Origin of the sequence: Georhizobium sp. MAB10, assembly GCF_045012825.1 — a bacterium.
In the GTDB taxonomy this organism is placed as follows: Bacteria; Pseudomonadota; Alphaproteobacteria; order Rhizobiales; family Rhizobiaceae; genus Georhizobium; species Georhizobium profundi.
This window is the reverse complement of sequence record NZ_CP118314.1, coordinates 1731240-1749795: the sequence shown is the minus strand read 5'-3', so window position 1 is coordinate 1749795 and position 18556 is coordinate 1731240. Positions and strand designations below refer to the sequence as shown.

General features: G+C 63.3%; 17 protein-coding genes. 6 read left to right on the top strand and 11 right to left on the bottom strand.

The genetic code is table 11. The features are described from left to right. Positions 1-4: 4 nt before the first annotated feature. Together ettA and PU133_RS08060 are read right to left on the bottom strand one after the other, a co-directional pair. Positions 5-1654, bottom strand: a complete 1650-nt coding sequence (ettA, locus tag PU133_RS08065) for an energy-dependent translational throttle protein EttA (RefSeq protein WP_126009394.1) — start codon at positions 1652-1654, stop codon at positions 5-7. Positions 1655-1757: 103 nt separating this feature from the next. Then, a complete protein-coding gene (locus PU133_RS08060; protein WP_404864214.1) occupies positions 1758-2387 on the bottom strand; it encodes a glutathione S-transferase family protein in 630 nt (209 codons plus the stop codon). A 124-nt stretch (positions 2388-2511) separates the two neighbouring features. Between PU133_RS08060 and PU133_RS08055 the strand changes: the two genes are divergently transcribed. Beyond that, positions 2512-3468 (top strand): alpha/beta fold hydrolase, encoded by a 957-nt coding sequence (locus PU133_RS08055; protein WP_404864213.1) that lies wholly within the window; start codon positions 2512-2514, stop codon positions 3466-3468. A 32-nt stretch (positions 3469-3500) separates the two neighbouring features. Continuing rightward, positions 3501-5156 carry a thiamine pyrophosphate-binding protein gene (locus PU133_RS08050; protein ID WP_404864212.1) on the top strand — a complete coding sequence of 552 codons (1656 nt, stop codon included), beginning with the start codon at positions 3501-3503 and terminating at the stop codon, positions 5154-5156. A 31-nt stretch (positions 5157-5187) separates the two neighbouring features. Here PU133_RS08050 and PU133_RS08045 read toward each other — a convergent pair whose 3' ends face one another. Next, positions 5188-5526, bottom strand: coding sequence for a TIGR01244 family sulfur transferase (locus PU133_RS08045; RefSeq protein ID WP_126009384.1), 339 nt, complete (start codon positions 5524-5526; stop codon positions 5188-5190). 87 nt (positions 5527-5613) lie between these two features. Here PU133_RS08045 and PU133_RS08040 point away from each other — a divergent pair, with 87 nt between their 5' ends. Then, on the top strand, positions 5614-6126 hold the full coding sequence (locus tag PU133_RS08040; protein WP_404864211.1) for an RbsD/FucU family protein: 513 nt from the start codon (positions 5614-5616) through the stop codon (positions 6124-6126). Between the two features lie 10 nt (positions 6127-6136). On the opposite strand, the gene betA is transcribed toward PU133_RS08040, so the two are convergent. The 4 genes from betA to betI are packed head-to-tail and all read right to left on the bottom strand — an operon-like array spanning position 6137 to position 11382. Then, positions 6137-7819 (bottom strand): choline dehydrogenase, encoded by a 1683-nt coding sequence (gene betA, locus PU133_RS08035; RefSeq protein ID WP_404864210.1) that lies wholly within the window; start codon positions 7817-7819, stop codon positions 6137-6139. Between the two features lie 13 nt (positions 7820-7832). Then, the gene (gene betB, locus PU133_RS08030) at positions 7833-9296 is read right to left on the bottom strand and encodes a betaine-aldehyde dehydrogenase (RefSeq protein ID WP_404864209.1); all 1464 of its coding nucleotides are present in this window, start codon (positions 9294-9296) and stop codon (positions 7833-7835) included. Beyond that, a complete protein-coding gene (betC, locus tag PU133_RS08025) occupies positions 9296-10801 on the bottom strand; it encodes a choline-sulfatase (protein ID WP_404864208.1) in 1506 nt (501 codons plus the stop codon). Before betC ends, betB begins: the two co-directional genes overlap by 1 nt. Further along, on the bottom strand, positions 10798-11382 hold the full coding sequence (betI, locus tag PU133_RS08020; protein ID WP_404864207.1) for a transcriptional regulator BetI: 585 nt from the start codon (positions 11380-11382) through the stop codon (positions 10798-10800). Before betI ends, betC begins: the two co-directional genes overlap by 4 nt. A 173-nt stretch (positions 11383-11555) precedes the next feature. Here betI and choX point away from each other — a divergent pair, with 173 nt between their 5' ends. From choX to choV, 3 genes are all read left to right on the top strand, one after another. Then, positions 11556-12485, top strand: coding sequence for a choline ABC transporter substrate-binding protein (gene choX / locus PU133_RS08015; protein ID WP_404864206.1), 930 nt, complete (start codon positions 11556-11558; stop codon positions 12483-12485). Positions 12486-12655: 170 nt separating this feature from the next. Beyond that, positions 12656-13492, top strand: a complete 837-nt coding sequence (gene choW / locus PU133_RS08010; protein ID WP_126009368.1) for a choline ABC transporter permease subunit — start codon at positions 12656-12658, stop codon at positions 13490-13492. A gap of 11 nt (positions 13493-13503) precedes the next feature. Continuing rightward, positions 13504-14529 (top strand): choline ABC transporter ATP-binding protein, encoded by a 1026-nt coding sequence (gene choV / locus PU133_RS08005; protein WP_126009365.1) that lies wholly within the window; start codon positions 13504-13506, stop codon positions 14527-14529. Here choV and phnN read toward each other — a convergent pair. From phnN to PU133_RS07985, 4 genes are all read right to left on the bottom strand, one after another. Continuing rightward, positions 14519-15112: a phosphonate metabolism protein/1,5-bisphosphokinase (PRPP-forming) PhnN gene (phnN, locus tag PU133_RS08000; protein WP_126009362.1), complete on the bottom strand. Its 594-nt coding sequence runs from the start codon at positions 15110-15112 to the stop codon at positions 14519-14521. The genes choV and phnN overlap by 11 nt on opposite strands. Continuing rightward, positions 15112-16293 carry an alpha-D-ribose 1-methylphosphonate 5-triphosphate diphosphatase gene (locus PU133_RS07995; RefSeq protein WP_404864205.1) on the bottom strand — a complete coding sequence of 394 codons (1182 nt, stop codon included), beginning with the start codon at positions 16291-16293 and terminating at the stop codon, positions 15112-15114. The genes phnN and PU133_RS07995 overlap by 1 nt, the downstream gene beginning before the upstream one ends. Continuing rightward, positions 16290-17006, bottom strand: a complete 717-nt coding sequence (locus PU133_RS07990; protein ID WP_404864204.1) for a DUF1045 domain-containing protein — start codon at positions 17004-17006, stop codon at positions 16290-16292. Before PU133_RS07990 ends, PU133_RS07995 begins: the two co-directional genes overlap by 4 nt. Before the next feature lie 123 nt (positions 17007-17129). Continuing rightward, positions 17130-18554, bottom strand: coding sequence for a protein adenylyltransferase SelO (locus tag PU133_RS07985; RefSeq protein WP_404864203.1), 1425 nt, complete (start codon positions 18552-18554; stop codon positions 17130-17132). Positions 18555-18556: the final 2 nt, after the last annotated feature.

The following is an 18556-nucleotide window of genomic DNA, read 5'->3' as shown; positions in this document are numbered from 1 at the left end:
CGTCCTAGCGCGTCAGGCGCTTGTAGGTCATGCGGCGCGGATTGACGCTTTCGACGCCGAGACGACGGACCTTGTCCTTCTCGTAGTCTTCGAAATTGCCTTCGAACCACTCGACGTGGCTGTCGCCTTCGAACGCCAGGATGTGGGTCGCAAGCCGGTCGAGGAACATGCGATCGTGGCTGATGATGACGGCGCAGCCGGCGTAGCTTTCCAGCGCATCTTCGAGCGCAGCCAGCGTTTCGGTGTCGAGGTCGTTCGTCGGTTCGTCGAGCAGCAGAACGTTGCCGCCGGTCTTCAGCATCTTGGCAAGATGCACGCGGTTGCGCTGACCGCCCGACAGATTGCCGACCTTCTGCTGCTGGTCGCCGCCGCGGAAATTGAAGGACGAGCAATAGGCGCGCGTGTTGGCCTCATGCTTGCCGAGCTTCACCACTTCGGCACCGCCGGAAATTTCTTCCCACACGGTCTTGTCCGGATCGAGCGCGTCGCGGCTCTGGTCGACATAGCCGAGCTTGACGGTCTCACCGACGCGGACATCGCCATTGTCCGGCTTTTCCTGGCCGGTGATCATCTTGAAGAGCGTCGTCTTGCCGGCGCCGTTCGGTCCGATGACGCCGACGATGCCGCCGGGTGGCAGCTTGAACGACAGGTCCTCGATCAGGAGGCGGTCGCCGAAGCTCTTGGAAATGCCATTGACCTCGATGACGACATTGCCGAGGCGATCGCCATGGGGAATGACGATCTGCGTGTCGGTCGGGCGACGGTTGTCAGCCGCTGCAAGCAGATCCTCGAATGCCGCGATACGGGCCTTCGACTTCGACTGCCGCGCCTTGGGGCTCGATCCCATCCACTCGCGTTCGCGGGCGATCGCCTTCTGACGGGCGTCATCCTCGCGGCCCTCCTGCTTGAGCCGCTTGGCCTTGGCTTCGAGGTACTTCGTATAGTTGCCTTCGTACGGAATGCCGCGCCCGCGATCGAGCTCGAGAATCCAGCCGGTGACGTTGTCGAGGAAGTAGCGATCGTGGGTGATGATCATCACCGCGCCCGGATATTGGCGCAGGTGCTTTTCAAGCCAGGCCGTGGTCTCGGCGTCCAAATGGTTGGTCGGTTCGTCGAGCAGCAGCAGGTCGGGCTCGCGCAGCAGAAGCTGGCAAAGCGCGACACGGCGGCGCTCACCGCCCGAAAGCGTCGTGACATCGGCTTCCTTGGGCGGGCAGCCGAGCGCTTCCATCGCCATCTCGACCTGCTGTTCGAGATCCCAAAGGTTCAGCCGGTCCATCTCGTCCTGCAACTGGGCGGATTCGTCGGCCGTTTCGTCGGAATAGTTCATCATCAGTTCGTTGTAACGGTCGATGATCGCGGTCTTGCGCGCCACGCCCGTCATCACGTTGCCGAAAACGTCGAGTGCCGGATCGAGGTCGGGCTCCTGCGCCAGATAGCCGACGGTGGCACCTTCGGCGAGCCAGGCTTCGCCTGAATATTCCTTGTCGATGCCGGCCATGATCTTGAGCACGGTCGACTTACCGGCCCCGTTGGGACCGAGGATGCCGATCTTGGCATCGGGGTAGAAGGACAGGTGCAGATTCTCCAGCACCTTCTTTGCGCCGTAGGCCTTGTTGAGGCCGGCCATGTGGTAGATGAATTGACGTGCCATGAGGGCGCGATCTTTCCTGTAACGAATGAGGGGACTGCGGGCGCGCTTTGCGATTGGCCCGCTTTTATGCAATCCGGCCGCCGCTATCAATGCGTATCGGCAATTAGCTGGCCGACTTCATCTCCGCCAACAGCGCATCGTCCTTTTCAGTGGCCCGCTTGTAGGCCGGACGATCGGCGAGCCGCTTGGCATAGGCTTCAAATTCCGGACGCTGCTCGAACGTGCCGAACTGCAGACCCCACAACACTTGTGCACCGACATAGACATCAGCTGCGGTGAACCGATTACCGGCAATGTACGGCCCGCGTGAAAGAGCTTTGGCAAGCGTGTTCATGACGGCAGCGAAGTTCCCGTATCCCACGAACCCCTGCTTTTCATCGGGCACGGCCACTTCCAGGCTCTTGTTGGTGACGGCGGCTTCGAGCGGACCGGCGGCGAAGAAAAGCCACCGATAATAGTCGGCCCGGTCGGTGAGCGCCGGCGAAAGCCCCGCCTGTGGAAACGCGTCGGCGACGTAAGCACAGATGGCCGCGCACTCGGTCACCACGCGGTTGCCATGCTTGACCGCCGGCACCTTGCCCATCGGGTTGATGGCGAGGTAGTCGGGGCTCTTCATGTCGGGCCCATAACCGAGCGCGCGCGTCTCGTAGTCCACACCCGCCTCTTCGAGCATCCAGCGCGCGATCCGCCCGCGCGACATAGGGTTGGTGAAAAGAACGAGATCGTCAGTCATGGCGCCACCTCATTTCCGGGAGGCCTCTATTTAGCGGCTTGCTCGGACTGCCTCAAGCGAGCGGCTCCGCGATGATCATCACGGCGATTGCGGGCAGACTGCGGCTCGCCTATGCATGGCGGCCATGACGTCCAGCTTCGAAGAGGCATATTCCATTGACAGCCCGACCGGCGCGACGCTGAGCGCGCGGCACCAGCCGGCGGTTGGACCTGCGCGCGGGATCCTTCTGCTGTCGCACGGCCTGGCCGAGCATTCGGCGCGCTATGCGGCCTTCGCGCGGTCGATGGCTGCCGCCGGTCTTGCTGTCTACGCCCACGATCATCGCGGCCATGGAGAAACCGTCGCTGCTGATGCGCCGATCGGCCGCTTTGCGACCAGCGACGGGCGCCGCAAGGTTCTCGCCGACGTAATGGCGGTCCGCGCCCATGCGCTCGAAGCTCATCCGGGGCTGCCCGTCATCCTGTTCGGGCACTCCATGGGCGGCCTGATCGCCTGGAACAGCGTGATCTCGAACCCGGCGGCCTTCGACGCCGTGGCGGTCTGGAATTCCAATTTCCAGGCGGGCGCGGCCGGCCGCGCGGCACAGGCAATCCTCGCCGTCGAAAAGGCGATGAAGGGTTCCGACGTGCCGAGCGGGATCCTGCCGAGGCTGACGTTCGAGGCCTGGGGCAAGGCGGTGCCGGACCGCCGAACACTGTTCGACTGGCTGTCGCACGATCCGGCCGTGGTCGACGCCTATATCGCGGATCCGCTTTGCGGCTTCGATGCGTCCGTGTCGCTTTGGCAGGACCTTTTCGGCCTGATTTATCGCGGCGGAAATTCGAGCAACTGGTCGGGCATCGATCGCAATCTGCCGATCCATCTCGTCGGCGGCACGGAAGATCCTGCGACGAACGGCAGTAAAGCCGTCGACCAGATGGCGCATGATCTTCGCAAGGCCGGCTTCCGCGATGTGACGCTTGCCCTCATCTCCGGCTTCCGCCACGAGACGCTGAACGAAATCGGCGCCGCGCAACCGATCGAGGCATTTCGATCCTGGGTCGACCGTGTCCTCGCGCATCCGCGCCGCCAAGAACGATAAAAAGCCTCAGGAATGAAAAAAAGGAACACACGATGAGAACCGGCGGACAGCTGATTGTCGACGCATTGGTGGCCAACGGCACGAAGCGGCTCTTCTGCGTGCCGGGCGAGAGCTATCTTGCTGTGCTCGACGCGCTGGTCGATGCCGAGATCGGCGTGACCGTCTGCCGCCAGGAAGGCGGCGCGGCAATGATGGCCGACGCCTGGGGCCGCCTGACCGGCGAACCGGGCATCTGCTTCGTGACGCGCGGCCCCGGCGCAACCAACGCCTCCGCCGGCCTCCATATCGCGCGGCAGGATTCCACCCCGATGATCCTCTTCATCGGCCAGGTGCAGCGCGAGGCGCGCGAGCGCGAAGCCTTCCAGGAAATCGAGTACCGGCGCGCCTTCACCGAATATGCGAAATGGGTCGGCGAGATCGACGATGCCCGCCGCATTCCGGAATTCGTGACGCGCGCCTTTGCCGTCGCAACGTCCGGTCGGCCCGGCCCGGTGGTCCTGACGCTTCCGGAAGACGTGCTGCGCGATATCGTGGAGGCACCCGAGCCAAAGCCATACACACCCGTCGAGACCTATCCGTCGCACCAGCAAATGGAAGAGGTCGAGCGGCTGATCACTGAGGCCGAACGCCCCTTCGCCATTCTCGGCGGATCACGCTGGACGGCGGAAGCGGTCAGCCGGTTTGCGAGCTTTGCCGAGCGCCACGAACTGCCCGTCGGCTGCTCCTTCCGCCGACAGGCGCTCTTCGATCACCTGCACCCCTGTTATGCCGGCGATGTTGGGATCGGCATCAATCCGGTCCTGGCTGAGGCCATCAAGCAGTCCGACCTCGTTCTGCTCCTCGGTGGGCGCTTCTCGGAGATGCCGTCGTCCAATTACACGTTGCTGGAAAGCCCCTACCCGCGCCAGAAGCTGATCCATGTGCACCCGGATGCCGCCGAGCTTGGCCGCGTCTACCGGCCTGATATCGCCATCAATGCAAGCCCTGCAGCCTTCTGCGCCGCCTTGCCTTCGACGGCGCATAATCCGGCACCTGCGAGTGCGGATCGCGCCGCCGCCCTTCACGATGCCTACCGAACCTGGTCCACGCCGCCCACGGAAGGCCCCGGAAAGGTGCAGATGGGCGCCATCATGAATTGGGTCGAGGAGAACGCGCAGGCCGATACGATCTTCACCAACGGTGCCGGCAACTACGCCACATGGCTCCATCGCTTCCATCGCTTCCGGGGCTTTGCGACCCAGGCCGCGCCGACCTCCGGATCGATGGGCTACGGCATGCCCGCCGCTGTCGCTGCCAAGCAGCTCTTCCCCGAACGCGACGTGATCTGCTTTGCCGGAGATGGCTGCTTCCTGATGCATGGCCAGGAATTTGCGACCGCCGTGCGCTATGACCTGCCCGTGATCGTGCTCGTCATCAACAACGGCATGTACGGCACGATCCGCATGCACCAGGAGCGTGAATATCCAAGCCGCGTCAGTGCAACGGATCTCACCAACCCCGATTTCGCCGACTATGCCCGCGCCTTCGGCGGCCATGGCGAAACGGTAACGGAGACTGCGGAATTTGAGGCCGCCTACGAGCGCGCGAAGGCGAGCGGCAAGCCCGCGATCATCGAAATCCGCATCGACCCGGAAGCGATCACGCCGACCCGCTCGCTGAGCGACATCCGCAACGCGGCCAGAGGCTAGAAGAAGAGCGCCCCCTGCGGGCGCTATACCCTCAATTGCGGATGTGCCGGGTCAGTTCGTAGATCTTCGTCGAGCGCGCGCCGGAGCGGCAATAGCCGAGCATCGGGCGGGGCATCTCGTCCAGGCAGTCGACGAATGCGTTGATCTGGTCCTGCGAAACGCCTTCGGCGCCGAAGGGCACGTGGCGGATTTCGAGGCCGAGCTTTTCGGCCTCGGCCTTCACGGAAGCAAATTCCGGCTGGCCCTCGGCTTCGCCGTCCGGGCGATGGCAGACGATGGACTTGAAGCCCATCTCCTTGATCTCCTTGACGTCCTCGGCGGTAATCTGGGCTGCGACGGAGTACTCGTCGTTGATCTGGCGGATGTCCATCGGGCGACCTCTTCATTCCTGCAGCGCGAACGCGCGGCTTGCTCCATGGCGTCAGTGATAAGCGGCCTTCGGGCGTGAAATCAAGCGATGGATCGATTGACCGAACTCGATCTCGTCGCGAAAAGTGCAGCAAGGCGCACCAAGGAGACCGAGATGCTGAAGTCCATCCCGACGATGATCGATGCGGAACTGCTATGGATCCTGCGCTCGATGGGCCATGGCGACACGCTCGTCATCTGCGACGCCAACTTTCCCGCGACATCGGTAGCGCTCCATACGGTGACGAAGAAGCTCGCCCGGCTCGCAGGCGTCGACACCACAGAATTTGCCGAAGCGCTCTTCAAGCTCTTCCCGCTCGACAGCTTCGTCGATCACCCGATTGCGCACATGCAGGTTGTCGGCAAGCCCGGTGAACGGCTGCCGATCCACGAGGAGTTCAAGGCAGCAGCCGACCGCGCGGAAGCCGGTGACATCGGCATGACGTCGATCGAGCGCCACGCCTTCTACGATGCGGCCCGACAAGCCTATGCCGTCGTGCAGACCAGCGAAGAGCGGCCCTATGGCTGCTTCATCGTCACCAAGGGCGTGATCTTCGACTAGATCGACCTTTTTAGCGGTCGCTCGTCTTCCAACGTGGGTTGATCCAGGGCTCGGCATTTTCCGGCGCGAGCGGCTGGCGACCGAGAATGTGATCCGCGGCCTTCTCGCCGACCATGATCGACGGGCCGTTCAGATTGCCATTGGTGATCTGCGGGAAGATCGAGCTATCGGCCACGCGCAGGCCGTCGACGCCGATGACGCGGCATTCGGGATCGACCACCGCCATCGGATCATCCGCGCGCCCCATCCGGCACGTGCCGCATGGGTGATAGGCGCTTTCAGCGTGGTCTCGAATGAAGCCGTCGAGGTCGACATCCGACTGTAGATTGATGCCGGGCTGGATCTCCTTGCCCGCGTAATCGGCAAAGGCCGGTTGCCCGAAGATTTCGCGCGTCAGGCGGATGCAGTGGCGGAAGTCCACCCAATCTTTTTCATGGCTCATATAATTGAACCGGATAACGGGCTTGTCCTTGGCCTCGCCGCTTCGCAACGTCACCGAACCGCGCGAAGGCGAGCGCATGGGCCCGACATGGGCCTGAAACCCATGGCCTTCGGCAGCCGCCTTGCCGTCGTAGCGCACCGCCATGGGCAGGAAGTGGTACTGGATGTCCGGATAATCGACGCCGGGAGCCGAGCGCAGGAAAGCGGCGCTTTCGAACTGGTTCGATGCGCCCAGACCCGTCTTGAACAGAAGCCATTGCAGACCGACGAGACCCTTTCCGATCAGATTGTAGTGCTTGTAGAGTGTGATCGGCTGAAGCGATGCGTACTGGATATAAAGCTCGAGATGGTCCTGCAGATTGGCGCCAACGCCCGGTCGATCGGCGACAGGCGCGATGCCGTGCTCGGCGAGATGCGCGGCCGGACCAATGCCGGAGAGCATCAGGAGTTTCGGCGAATTGATCGACGATGCAGCGATGATCACCTCGCGCCGCGCTTTCACGATCTCGATGGCGCCGCCGAGTTCGATCTCGACGCCGGTCGCCTTGCCATTCTCGATGATGACGCGGCGGGCGAAACACCGGACGAGCTCGGTGTTCTTCTTCTTTAGCGCCGGCCGCAGATAGGCATTCGCCGTGGACCAGCGGCGGCCTTTCCAGACCGTCTGCTCCATCGGGCCGAAGCCCTCCTGCTTTTCGCCATTGTAGTCGTCCGTCGCCTCGAAGCCTGCCTGCTTTCCGGCCTCCACGAAGGCGCGGTAGAGCGGGTTCTTGCGCGGGCCGCGGGTGATGTGCATCGGCCCGGAACGGCCGCGCCAGGATGGATCCCCCGAGCCGGAATCAGCGAATGGCCCGCCGGCGTGCCAGTGCTCCATGCGCTTGAAGTAGGGCAGCACGTCCGCATACGACCAGCCTTGAGCGCCGAGATCCGCCCAGGTGTCGAAGTCGCGCGCATGGCCGCGCACATAGACCATGCCGTTGATGGAGGACGAACCGCCGATCACCTTGCCCCGCGGCGTCGCAAGCCTGCGATTGCCGAGATGCGGCTCCGGCTCGCTCTCAAAGCCCCAATCGTAGATGCCCATGTTCATGGGATAGGAGAGTGCCGCAGGCATCTGGATGAACGGGCCGATGTCCGTGCCGCCATATTCCAGCACGAGCACGGAATGGCGCCCGTCCTCGGCCAGCCGATAGGCGGTGGCGGCGCCGGCCGAGCCCGAGCCAATGACGACGAAATCCGCTTCCATAGTCATCCGCGCGGCCCCATCAATACGGCGCGTCCTGCGGGCCGAGGCCCACATAGACGCTCTTGATCTGCGTGTAGTGTTCCAGCGCCGCGCGACCGTTCTCGCGACCGACGCCGGACATCTTCATTCCGCCGAAGGGCATTTCCACCGGTGTCAGATTATAGGCATTGATCCAGCAGGTGCCGGCTTCGATACGGCCGATGACACGGTGGCCGCGGGTGAGATCGGCCGTGTAGACCGCGGCCGAGAGCCCGAACTCAGTGCCGTTCGCTCGCTCGACGACCTCGTCCTCGTCCTCGAAATCGAGGACGCACATGACAGGGCCGAAGATTTCCTCCCGCGCGATGGTCATGTCGTCAGTCACGTCGGCAAAGATCGTCGGCGCAATGAAGGCCCCGTCCTCTAGCCCCTCCGGTGCCACCCTCTCACCGCCGGCGACGAGGCGCGCGCCTTCCGCCTTGCCCTTTTCGATATAGGCCTCCACCTTCTCGCGCTGGGCGTGCGAGACGAGCGGTCCCATCTGGGTTTCCTCATTGCGTGGATCGCCAAGGACGATTGATGCGGTGCGCTCGGCAAGACGGCTCAGGAAGCGTTCCTTGATCGAGCGATGGACGAAGACGCGGGTGCCGTTCGAGCAGATCTGCCCGGTCGAATAGAAGTTGCCGAGCATGGCGCCGCTGATGGCATTCTCGATATCGGCATCATCGAAGACGATGATCGGCGACTTGCCGCCCAGTTCCATCGTCACATGCTTGATGCCGGCGGCAGCGGCCGCGTAAACCTTCGAGCCGGTCGGCACCGAGCCCGTCAGCGACACTTTATCGACCGCAGGATGCGACACGAGCTTCGCCCCGACTGCGCCGAGGCCTTGGACGACGTTGAAGAGGCCCTTGGGCGCGCCGGCTTCGATGAAGATCTCCGCAATCTTCAGCGCGCAAAGCGGCGTCATCTCGGAAGGCTTGAAGATCATCGCATTGCCGCCGGCCAGCGCCGGGGCGGCCTTCCAGCAGGCGATCTGCGTCGGATAGTTCCAGGCACCGATCCCCACGCAAAGCCCGAGCGGCTCGCGTCGCGTATAGGCGAAATCGCGCCCGAGCGGGATCGTCTCGCCGTTGAGGGAGGCGGCGAGCCCGCCGAAGTATTCCAGGCAATCTGCTCCCGATGACGCGTCGGCGACGATCGTTTCCTGGATCGGCTTGCCCGTATCCAGCGTCTCCAGTTCCGACAATTCGCGATTGCGCGAGCGGATGATATCGGCGGCGCGGCGCAGCACGCGCCCGCGCTCTACGGGCGCAAGTGCCGCCCATTCCTTCTGGGCCCGACGACCCGACGCGACCGCTTCCTCGATGATCGCATCGGTCGCGGCGTGGAGCTTCGCGATCACCTCGCCGGTTGCAGAGAAGACATTTTCGAAAACCTCACCTGCCGTATCCTCGACATAGCGTCCGTCAACGAAATGGGATGCTTGGGGCTGGGCACGCATTATTCACCTCGGGGAAAGCGGTTGTCGTGTTCGACGACGTTCAGGTCCATGTGGTTGCGCATGTAGCGCTCGGATGCCTTGCGCAGCGGCTGGTAATCCCAGGGATAGTAGCTGCCGTTGCGCAGCGCCTCGTAGACCACCCAGCGCCGCGCCTGGCTTTGGCGGACGGCCGCATCGAATGCGGCCATGTTCCATTTGCCGGCGATGACCCCGGCAAGCCGCGCGGCCGTCTCCGCATGGGCGGGATCGGCAGCCAGATTGCTGAGCTCGTGCGGGTCGTTCGAAAGGTCGTAAAGCTGCGGCGGATCGACCTCGCAGTGCACATACTTCCACTGCCGATCGCGGATCGCGACCAAAGGCGCGATCGACGCTTCTGCCGCGTACTCCATCGGCACGGGGCTGGAACGCCTGGTCCCGCCGGCAACCGGCACGAGGCTTTCGCCATCGGTCCAGGGCATGATGTCGTCGAGCGAAATCCCGGCGAGCTCGGCGAGTGTCGGCGTGACGTCGAGCGTTGAAACAGGTTCTTCGACCAGGCCAGCGTTGAGACCGGGCGCCGCGATCATCAGCGGCACGCGCGCCGAACCCTCGAAGAAGTTCATCTTGTACCAGAGCCCACGCTCTCCAAGCATGTCGCCATGGTCCGACAGGAACACGACGATCGCGTCCTGCCGCGTGGCCTCAAGCGCATCGAGCAGCGCCCCGATCTTTTCATCGAGATAGGAGAGGTTGGCGAAATAGGCCTGCCGCGAGCGGGCGATATCCGCGTCGGTGATCGTATAGGACCGCCAGTCATTGGCATCGAAGATCCGCTTGGAATGCGGATCGTGCGCCTCGTAGGGCATAGCCGGCACGTCCGGCTGCAGATGCTGGCAGTCCTCGTAGAGATCGAAGAAGCGCTTGCGTGCCACATAGGGATCATGCGGGTGCGTGAAGCTGACGGTCAGATGCCAGGGGCGATCATCCTTGGCCCTGGCGAGATCATAGATCTTGGCCAGCGCGTGATGGGCAACCTCATCGTCATATTCAAGCTGGTTGGTGATTTCGGCAACACCAGCACCCGTCACCGATGCCATGTTGTGATACCACCAGTCGATCCGCTCGCTTGGCTTGCGGTAGTCCGGCGTCCAGCCGAAATCCGCCGGATAGATATCCGTCGTCAGCCGCTCCTCGAAGCCGTGCAATTGATCTGGCCCGACGAAGTGCATCTTGCCCGAAAGACACGTCTGGTAGCCGGCGCGTCGCAGATGATGCGCAAATGTGGGGATGTCGGACGCGAACTCGGCAGCATTGTCGTAAACGCGGGTGCGGCTCGGCAACTGCCCGGACATGAAACTTGCCCGGCCGGGCGCGCAGAGCGGTGAAGCCGTATAGGCATTGCGAAAACGTGCGGAACGCGCGGCAAGCCGCTTCAGGTTCGGCGCATGAAGCCAGTCCGCCGGCCCGTCCGGAAAGAGCGTGCCGTTCAGCTGGTCGACCATGATGGTGAGAATGTTCGGCCTCATCGGGCACGCTCCGCGATCAGCAGGTTGTCGATGAAGGTCTCCACCAGGCGGATGGCGTCCTTGGGTGATGCGGGACCGGGCCTCAGCGACTGGCGAATGTAGAGACCATCGATCAGCGCGCCGATCATTTCGGCCGCGTCTTCAGGGCGTTGGCTCAACTGCCTCAGCGCAAAAAGGAGGTTGCTCCGCAGACGACGGGTATAGACGTTCAGGAGCGTGTAGGCCTCGGAAGACTTTCGGGTCTCCGCATAGAAGGCGAGCCAGGTCGCAACCGTCGCATCGCTGAACTGTTCGACGCCGAAGCTCGCTTCGACGATTGCGCTCAGCCTTTCGCGCGGGGTCTGCCCCGCCCGCATACGCCTCTTGGCGATCGCGTTGAACTCCCTGAGGAGGTGCCGCATCGTCTCGATCAGGATCTGCTGCTTATTGCCGAAATAATGGTGTGCGAGCGCGGCAGAGACGCCTGCTCGCTTGGCGATCTGGCCGACCGTGACGTCGAGGCCGCCTTTCGCCCCGATTTCGGCAATGGCCGCATCGATCAATGCGCGCCGCCGGATCGGCTCCATTCCCAGTTTCGGCATCACCAACTCCAAAAAAATGCAAAAAGCACTTGCATTCCGGGGCTAATTTATTTTGATTGATGCGTCAATCAAGAAAAATTTGCCGCTTCTAGCTGGGGCGGCGGAATGCTAACGTCCATGGCTCGCGCTGTCGAAGCGCTTGATGCAATTCCAGAAAAAGGGAACAGATACCTATGGCACGCCACGCGAAAATCGCAGGAGCCCTGCTCGTCTCGACCATACTCGCCGGGCCGGCATTGGCGCAGGATGCCTGCTCCTCGCTGACCTTCTCCGATGTGGGCTGGACGGACATCACCGCCACCACAGCCGCCACCACGCTCGTTCTCGAAGCGCTGGGCTACGAGACCCGCACGAACATCCTGTCCGTCCCGGTCACGTTCCAGTCGATCGCCGATGGCGACACCGACATCTTCCTCGGCAACTGGATGCCCGCACAGGAAGGCGCCATCCGTCCCTACCTCGACGAAGGCACGATCGAGGAAGTGGCCACCAATCTTGAGGGGACGCAGTACACGCTCGCCGTTCCGAAATACACCTACGACAAGGGCCTCACCACTTTCGAGGACATCGCAACGTTCCAGGAAGAGCTCGACGGCCGGATTTACGGCATCGAGCCCGGCAACGAAGGCAATGGCTACATCATCAGCCTGATCGAAAACGACACCTTCGGTCTTGGCGAATTCGAGGTCGTGGAAAGCTCCGAGCAGGCCATGCTTGCCCAGGTCGGCCGCGCCGTGAACTCCGAAGACGACGTCGTCTTCCTAGGTTGGGCGCCACATCCAATGAACAGCAACATCGAGATGGAATATCTGACAGGCGGCGAGGAATGGTTCGGCGATGTCGGCACCGTCCACACCGTCACGCGCACCGGTCTCGCCGAGGAATGCCCGAACATCGGAACCTTCCTCACCAACCTCAAGTTCACGCTTGAGATGGAGAACGAGATCATGGGCGCCATTCTTGACGATGGGGAAGATGCCCGTGCCGCCGCGCAGGAGTGGCTGACCGCAAACCCGGATACGCTGGACGCATGGCTGGATGGCGTCACGACCGTCGATGGCGAAGAAGGCCTCGCGGCCGTTCGCGCCGAACTCGGCCTCTGATAGCGCATATCCCACCGGGCGATCCTCAAGGCTCGCCCGGTGGGCACCTGTTTTACAAGACGTTGCGCGGCTGGGGGTGAGGGCCAGCCGCCGCGACGGGATGAATCGGCGAATGCCGTGGGCCGACTTTGCCGCTCAAGTCATGGTCGGCAGGACTGGGGACAATCTCGATGGAATGGATAGCCGACAACAAGATCCCCGTGGGGCGAACGGCAAGCGACGTCGTTGACTGGCTGACACGCAATGCCTCATGGGTCTTCGACTTCATCGCCGGCATCATGGAAAGCATCATCGACAGCGTGCTCTGGGTGCTTCAGACGCCTCATCCGCTGGTGATGGTGCTGATCTTCACGGCACTCGCCTATGTGCTGCAGCGCTCGTGGAAGGTGGCCGCTCTGACGTTCGTCGGCTTCCTGTTCGTCATCAACCAGGGCTATTGGCGTGAGACGACCGAAACGCTGACGCTGGTTCTCTCCGCCTGCGCGCTCTGCATGGGCCTCGGCGTCCCGATCGGCATCGCATGCGCCCACCGGCCGAAGCTCTACGCCTGGGTCCGGCCGATCCTCGACCTCATGCAGACCTTGCCGACCTTCGTGTATCTGATTCCGGCGATTGTCTTTTTCGGCATCGGCATGGTGCCTGGCCTTATCGCGACGGCAATCTTCGTCATCCCGGCGCCGATCCGACTGACCCATCTCGGCATCTCATCGACCCCCCCGGCGCTGATCGAGGCTGGCCGTGCCTTCGGGGCAACGTCGCGCCAGATGCTCTGGAAGATCGAGCTACCCTATGCCCTGCCCCAGATCATGGCCGGCCTGACCCAGACGATCATGCTCTCGCTGTCGATGGTCGTCATCGCGGCGCTCGTTGGCGCAAGCGGTCTCGGCGTTCCGGTCGTGCGGGCGCTGAACTCGGTCAACACGGGCCTCGGTTTCGAATCCGGTCTCGTCATCGTCGTGGTCGCCATCATCCTCGACCGCATCTTCCGCCGGGAGAACGAGGTATGAGCAGAGAGCCGATGATCCGATTCGAAGACGTCTGCATCGTCTTCGGTGACAATCCCAAGATCGCCCTGCCGCTGATGGACAAGGGCATGAAGCGCAGCGAGATCCAGCAGCAAACCGATCAGGTCCTGGGCGTCCACAACTGCTCGCTGGAAGTCGGCGAAGGCGAGATCGCCGTGCTGATGGGCCTGTCCGGGTCGGGCAAATCCACCCTGCTGCGTGCCGTCAATGGCCTCAACAAGGTGGCGCGCGGTTCGGTCATGGTCGAAACCGGCAGAGGCATGGTCGATGTCGCCAAGGCGGACCGCAAGACGCTGCGGCAGCTACGCACCGAGCGCGTGTCCATGGTGTTCCAGCAATTCGGCCTCCTGCCCTGGCGCACGGTTGCCGAAAATGTCGGCTTCGGCCTGGAGCTGTCGGGCATGCCGGCAAGTGAACGCAAGGAGCGCGTCGCGGCTCAGCTCGACACGGTCGGCCTCACCGATTGGGCAGACCGCAAGGTTCACGAGCTTTCCGGCGGCATGCAGCAGCGCGTCGGCCTCGCCCGCGCTTTTGCCACGGGCGCGCCGATCCTGCTAATGGACGAGCCCTTTTCAGCTCTCGACCCACTGATCCGCACGAAGCTGCAGGACGAACTGATCGAGTTGCAGCAACGCATGAAGTGCACGATCCTCTTCGTCAGCCACGACCTGGAGGAGGCGGTGAAGATCGGCGACAAGATCGCCATCATGGAAGGCGGGCGCATCATCCAGGCGGGAAAGCCGGAGGACATCGTGCTGCGTCCGGCCAACGATTACGTCGAGGAATTCGTCGCCCATCTCAATCCGCTCGGCGTACTCTGCGCGGAGGACGTCATGCGTCCCGGTCAAGCAGGCGCCAAGGAAGCGATCGGGGGATCCGTCAAGCGCCGCACGCCGGTCAAGGACATGCTGAGCACACTGGCCAACCACTATCCGAGTTCGCTCGCAGTGGTGGAGAATGGCGGCATCGTTGGCGTTGTCAGCCCGGCCGACATCCTGAACGCGCTCGTCAAGCGATAGCGTGATGTCTCGCCGACACCTGCTCGATGAGGCGCACGAAGGCACGGCCGGCAATTTCCGGAGCGCCATTGTTGTCGATGATCGTCAGGTCCGGCGTATCGAGCGCAAACCGCTCCGCACGCTGAAGCCGCGCCGCGATCTCGGCCTCGCTTTCGCGGCCACGCGCGGCAATGCGTGCCGCCAGCACATCCGGAGCGACCGCTAATGTGACCGGCACGAGCGTCGGATAGCGTCGCCGCAGATCGGGCAAGGTCGCACGCGATCCGTTGGCGATCGCGATGCCGCCTAAGGCAAGATGGCCGTCCATCGAGCTCGGCAAGCCGTAACTCAGGCCATGGGCCTTCCAGGTGAAGGCGAAGGCGCCCGCCTGTTCGGCGGCCAGGAACGCGGCCTCGTCAAGCGTGTCATGATCTTCAGCCTGAACGGCAGCGTCGCGGGTCACCACCCGGCGCACGAACAAGACATCGCTTCGGCCTCGAAGCGTCTCGCGCGCAAAATCGATGATCGTATCCTTACCCGACCCGCTTGGACCGAGCACGACGATCAAGGTTCCCGCAGGATCTCTCGGCGACCGTTCCGCCATCAGATGACGCGGCGTCCTTGACGCCATACGGTCCGGACGATCGGCAATTGATCGAGATTGCGAACACGGAGCAGATCGGCGCGCTTTCCGACGGCGACGATGCCGCGGTCGTCCATCCCAACGGTGCGTGCCGGCGTGGATGTGACGAGCGCCACAGCCTGCGGCAGCGAAATCGCGTCGACATCGTCAGCCAGCTTGAACACCGCCTGCAAGAGGCTCGACGGCACGTAATCGGAGGACAGAACGTCGAGGATACCGGCTTCGGCAAGGTCCTTGGCGGCGATGTTGCCGGAATGCGATCCGCCGCGCACCACGTTCGGCGCCCCCATCAGCACGCTCATGCCGGCTTCGTGCGACGCGCGTGCGGCTTCCTTCGACGTCGGGAATTCTGCAAGGCCCACGCCATCGGCAATCGCCTCGTCGACATGGTCGAGCGTCGCATCGTCGTGGCTCGCGAGCGTCACGCCGGCACCCCGGCAATGCTCGGCGATCGCGCGGCGATGCGGTGCGGAATAACGGGCCGACTGCTCCTGCCGCTTGGCGACGAACACCTCAAACTGTTCGTCCGTCAGTCCGCGCTTCGTCTTGTAGTAAAGCGTGTACTGATCCATCGTCTGGAACTGCCGCTGGCCGGGCGCGTGGTCCATCAGCGAAGCGAGCCGCACGCGGTCGTCGCTGCGGAACTTGTCGAAGGCATCCAGCACATCGGCCGCCGAAACCTCGCATCTGAGATGCAGGAAGTGGTCCGAGCGCAGCCGATCCTCGCGCTGCGCCTGCTCGATCGCATCGGCCAGTTCGCGCATTTCGCCCGGCTTGAAGCCACCGTCCTCGTCGGACCCCATGCGCAGGCAATCGAACACCGTGGTGATGCCCGACGCGGCGATCTGCGCGTCATGCGCCTGCACAGCCGCGATCGCATTCCAGCGCACGCCTGGTCGCGGGCCGTAGTGGCCTTCGAGGTGGTCGGTGTGAAGCTCGACGAGGCCCGGCATCAGATAGTCGCCGTCGAGATCGTCTCCGGGAGCCGATGTCGTTCCCTCGCCAATCTCCGCGATCATCCCGTCACGAATGACGAGATGGCCCTCAACCACCCGATTGGCCAGAACCAGCATCGCATTCTTTAAGATCGTCTCGGTCACCGTGCTCATCCGTGTCTGCAAGTTCTTGTCGTGAAGTGTCATTGTGCGGCTGTCCGTCTCGCAGCCTTGAAGGATCCGAGTGGATGCAGCGAATCCACCGAGAACGCTGCGCCTTTTTCCGGCTCCACGAAGAGTGCCAGATTGCTGACGGATACAGGCTTGTCCAGGAAGGGTGCAAACACCTGATGCAGCGCCGCCTCGACCCGGTCTGCATCGCCGGCATCGACAGGCCCGGTCAGCGTCATGTGGAAGCGGAATTCCTCGAAGACGTAAGGGTAGCCGAAGCTGTCCAGATACGCCACCTGCCGTTCCGACAGCCGATCGACATTGCGCCTCGCCCGATCGGCCTCGCTCACCGGCGCATGGTACCGGTTGAAGCGACGAACGACGGCATCGGCGAAGCCCTGGAGCGCGGGCGACGGCGCACTCGGCGTCAAGGCGAAGAACGGGCCGAGCCGCTCGATGCGGAGCGGCGGCAGTTCGAATGGCTCGAGTTCGCCGCAAAAATGCATGATCTCCGACAACAGATCAGCCTTCGTCAGCCCATCCGCCAGAGCAAAGGGTGCCTTGATGGTGGCATGGAAACCGTATCGGCGCGGCGCTTCGGTAATCGCAGCGATCTCATCGATGCCGAGGCCCGCATCGTCCGGATGGTCGAGCGCGGCGCCCGAAAACGCGTTCCGGCCGAGCCAGCGCGATGCGGTGCGCTGCAGCGCGTCGCTCATCGGCGGCGTGAAATAGAGCGCATAACGCATGGTGAATCAGTCTCCGAAAGTGGTCTTCGTTGACGAGAGGCCGAGGCTATGACCGATAACCATGACAGATTGACGAAAGGAAGAACGGAAAACGACATCCTCCCCAATGATGTCCCAAGCTTCCTAGCGGGCGAGTTCCTTCAGCCTGTAGGCATTGCGGAGATCGGCTATCTGATCCAGCGCTTCGTGGAACTCGCTCCAGTCGTCGTCGGTATCGATACCGGACCAGATACGCTCGACATCGTCGATCAGCACGGTCACCGGCGAGAGCGCGGCGAGCGACGGATGCGCGAGATCGATATCGGCGCGGGTCTGGTAACGGTCGATGAGCGCGCGGGTCTGAGCGAAGGTCTCGCCCGCATATTCGGCCGCGACCGGGCTTCGGCCAGCACGATCCGGCACGCCGCCGAACCAGTCGAAGAAGGCCTGCTCGAACGGCATCGCGCTTGCGGCGAGAAACTTCCAGAAGCTTTCCGCGAGTTCTCGGTCGGTAGCGGCATCGAGCGGTTCGAGACCGAGGCGCGCGACGATCTTCCGGTCGAAGGCTAAGCGGTAGTGATCAGGAAACGCGCGCACGATCGGCTCGACATCTTCCAGTGGCGCGAGCGGCAGCAGGCATTCCGCCAGCCGCGCGAGGTTCCAGAAGAGCGTTTCGGGCTGCCGCCCGAAAGCATAAAGACCCGTCTGGTCGAAATAGGCGGCGGTGAAGGATGGGTCGAGAACCGGCAGGAAGCGCCAAGGGCCGTAATCGAAGCTCTCACCGGTGATGTTGATGTTGTCGGTGTTGAGAACGCCATGCACGAAGCCTGCGGCCATCCACTGCGCCCCGGTGCGCGCCACGTTCCGGCAGACCCGGTCCAGGAACGCGAGAGCCGTGTCTTTCGTCTCGGCGTGGGCACAATCGGGCATGTAGTTGGCGACCGCATGGTGCAGCAGCGCCTCGATGCGGTCGGGCTGTTCCAGATAGGCAAAGCGCTGGAATGTCCCGATGCGGATGTGGGAATGGCTGAGCCGCACCAGAACCGATGAGCGTGTCGGTGAAGGCTCGTCGCCCCGCATCAGTTCTTCGCCGGTCTCGACGAGGCTGAAGGAACGCGACGTGTTGACACCAAGCGCTTCCAGCATCGTGGTCGCCAGAACCTCGCGCACGCCGCCTTTCAGCGTCAGGCGGCCATCGCCCTGGCGCGACCATGGCGTCTGACCGGATCCCTTCGTGCCGAGATCCAGCAGCCGGTCGTCCCGGTCCAGAAGCTGGGCGAAAAGAAACCCGCGGCCATCGCCGAGGTCTGGATTGTACTGGCGGAACTGGTGGCCGTGATAGCGCAGCGCGAGCGGCTCCGGCAGATTGTCCGGAAGCGGCTCGAAACGCCCGAAATGATTCACCCATTCCGCATCGCTCAAACCGGACAATCCGACCTCGGCAGCGGCGTCTCGGTTTCGGTATCGCAGCGTCGTCGATGGAAAGTCGGCGGCTTCGACCGGGTCGAAGAAGTCACGGCCAAGCGCCGGGTGGCGCGGTGCGGCGCGGTAGGTCGGGTCGATCGGCATCG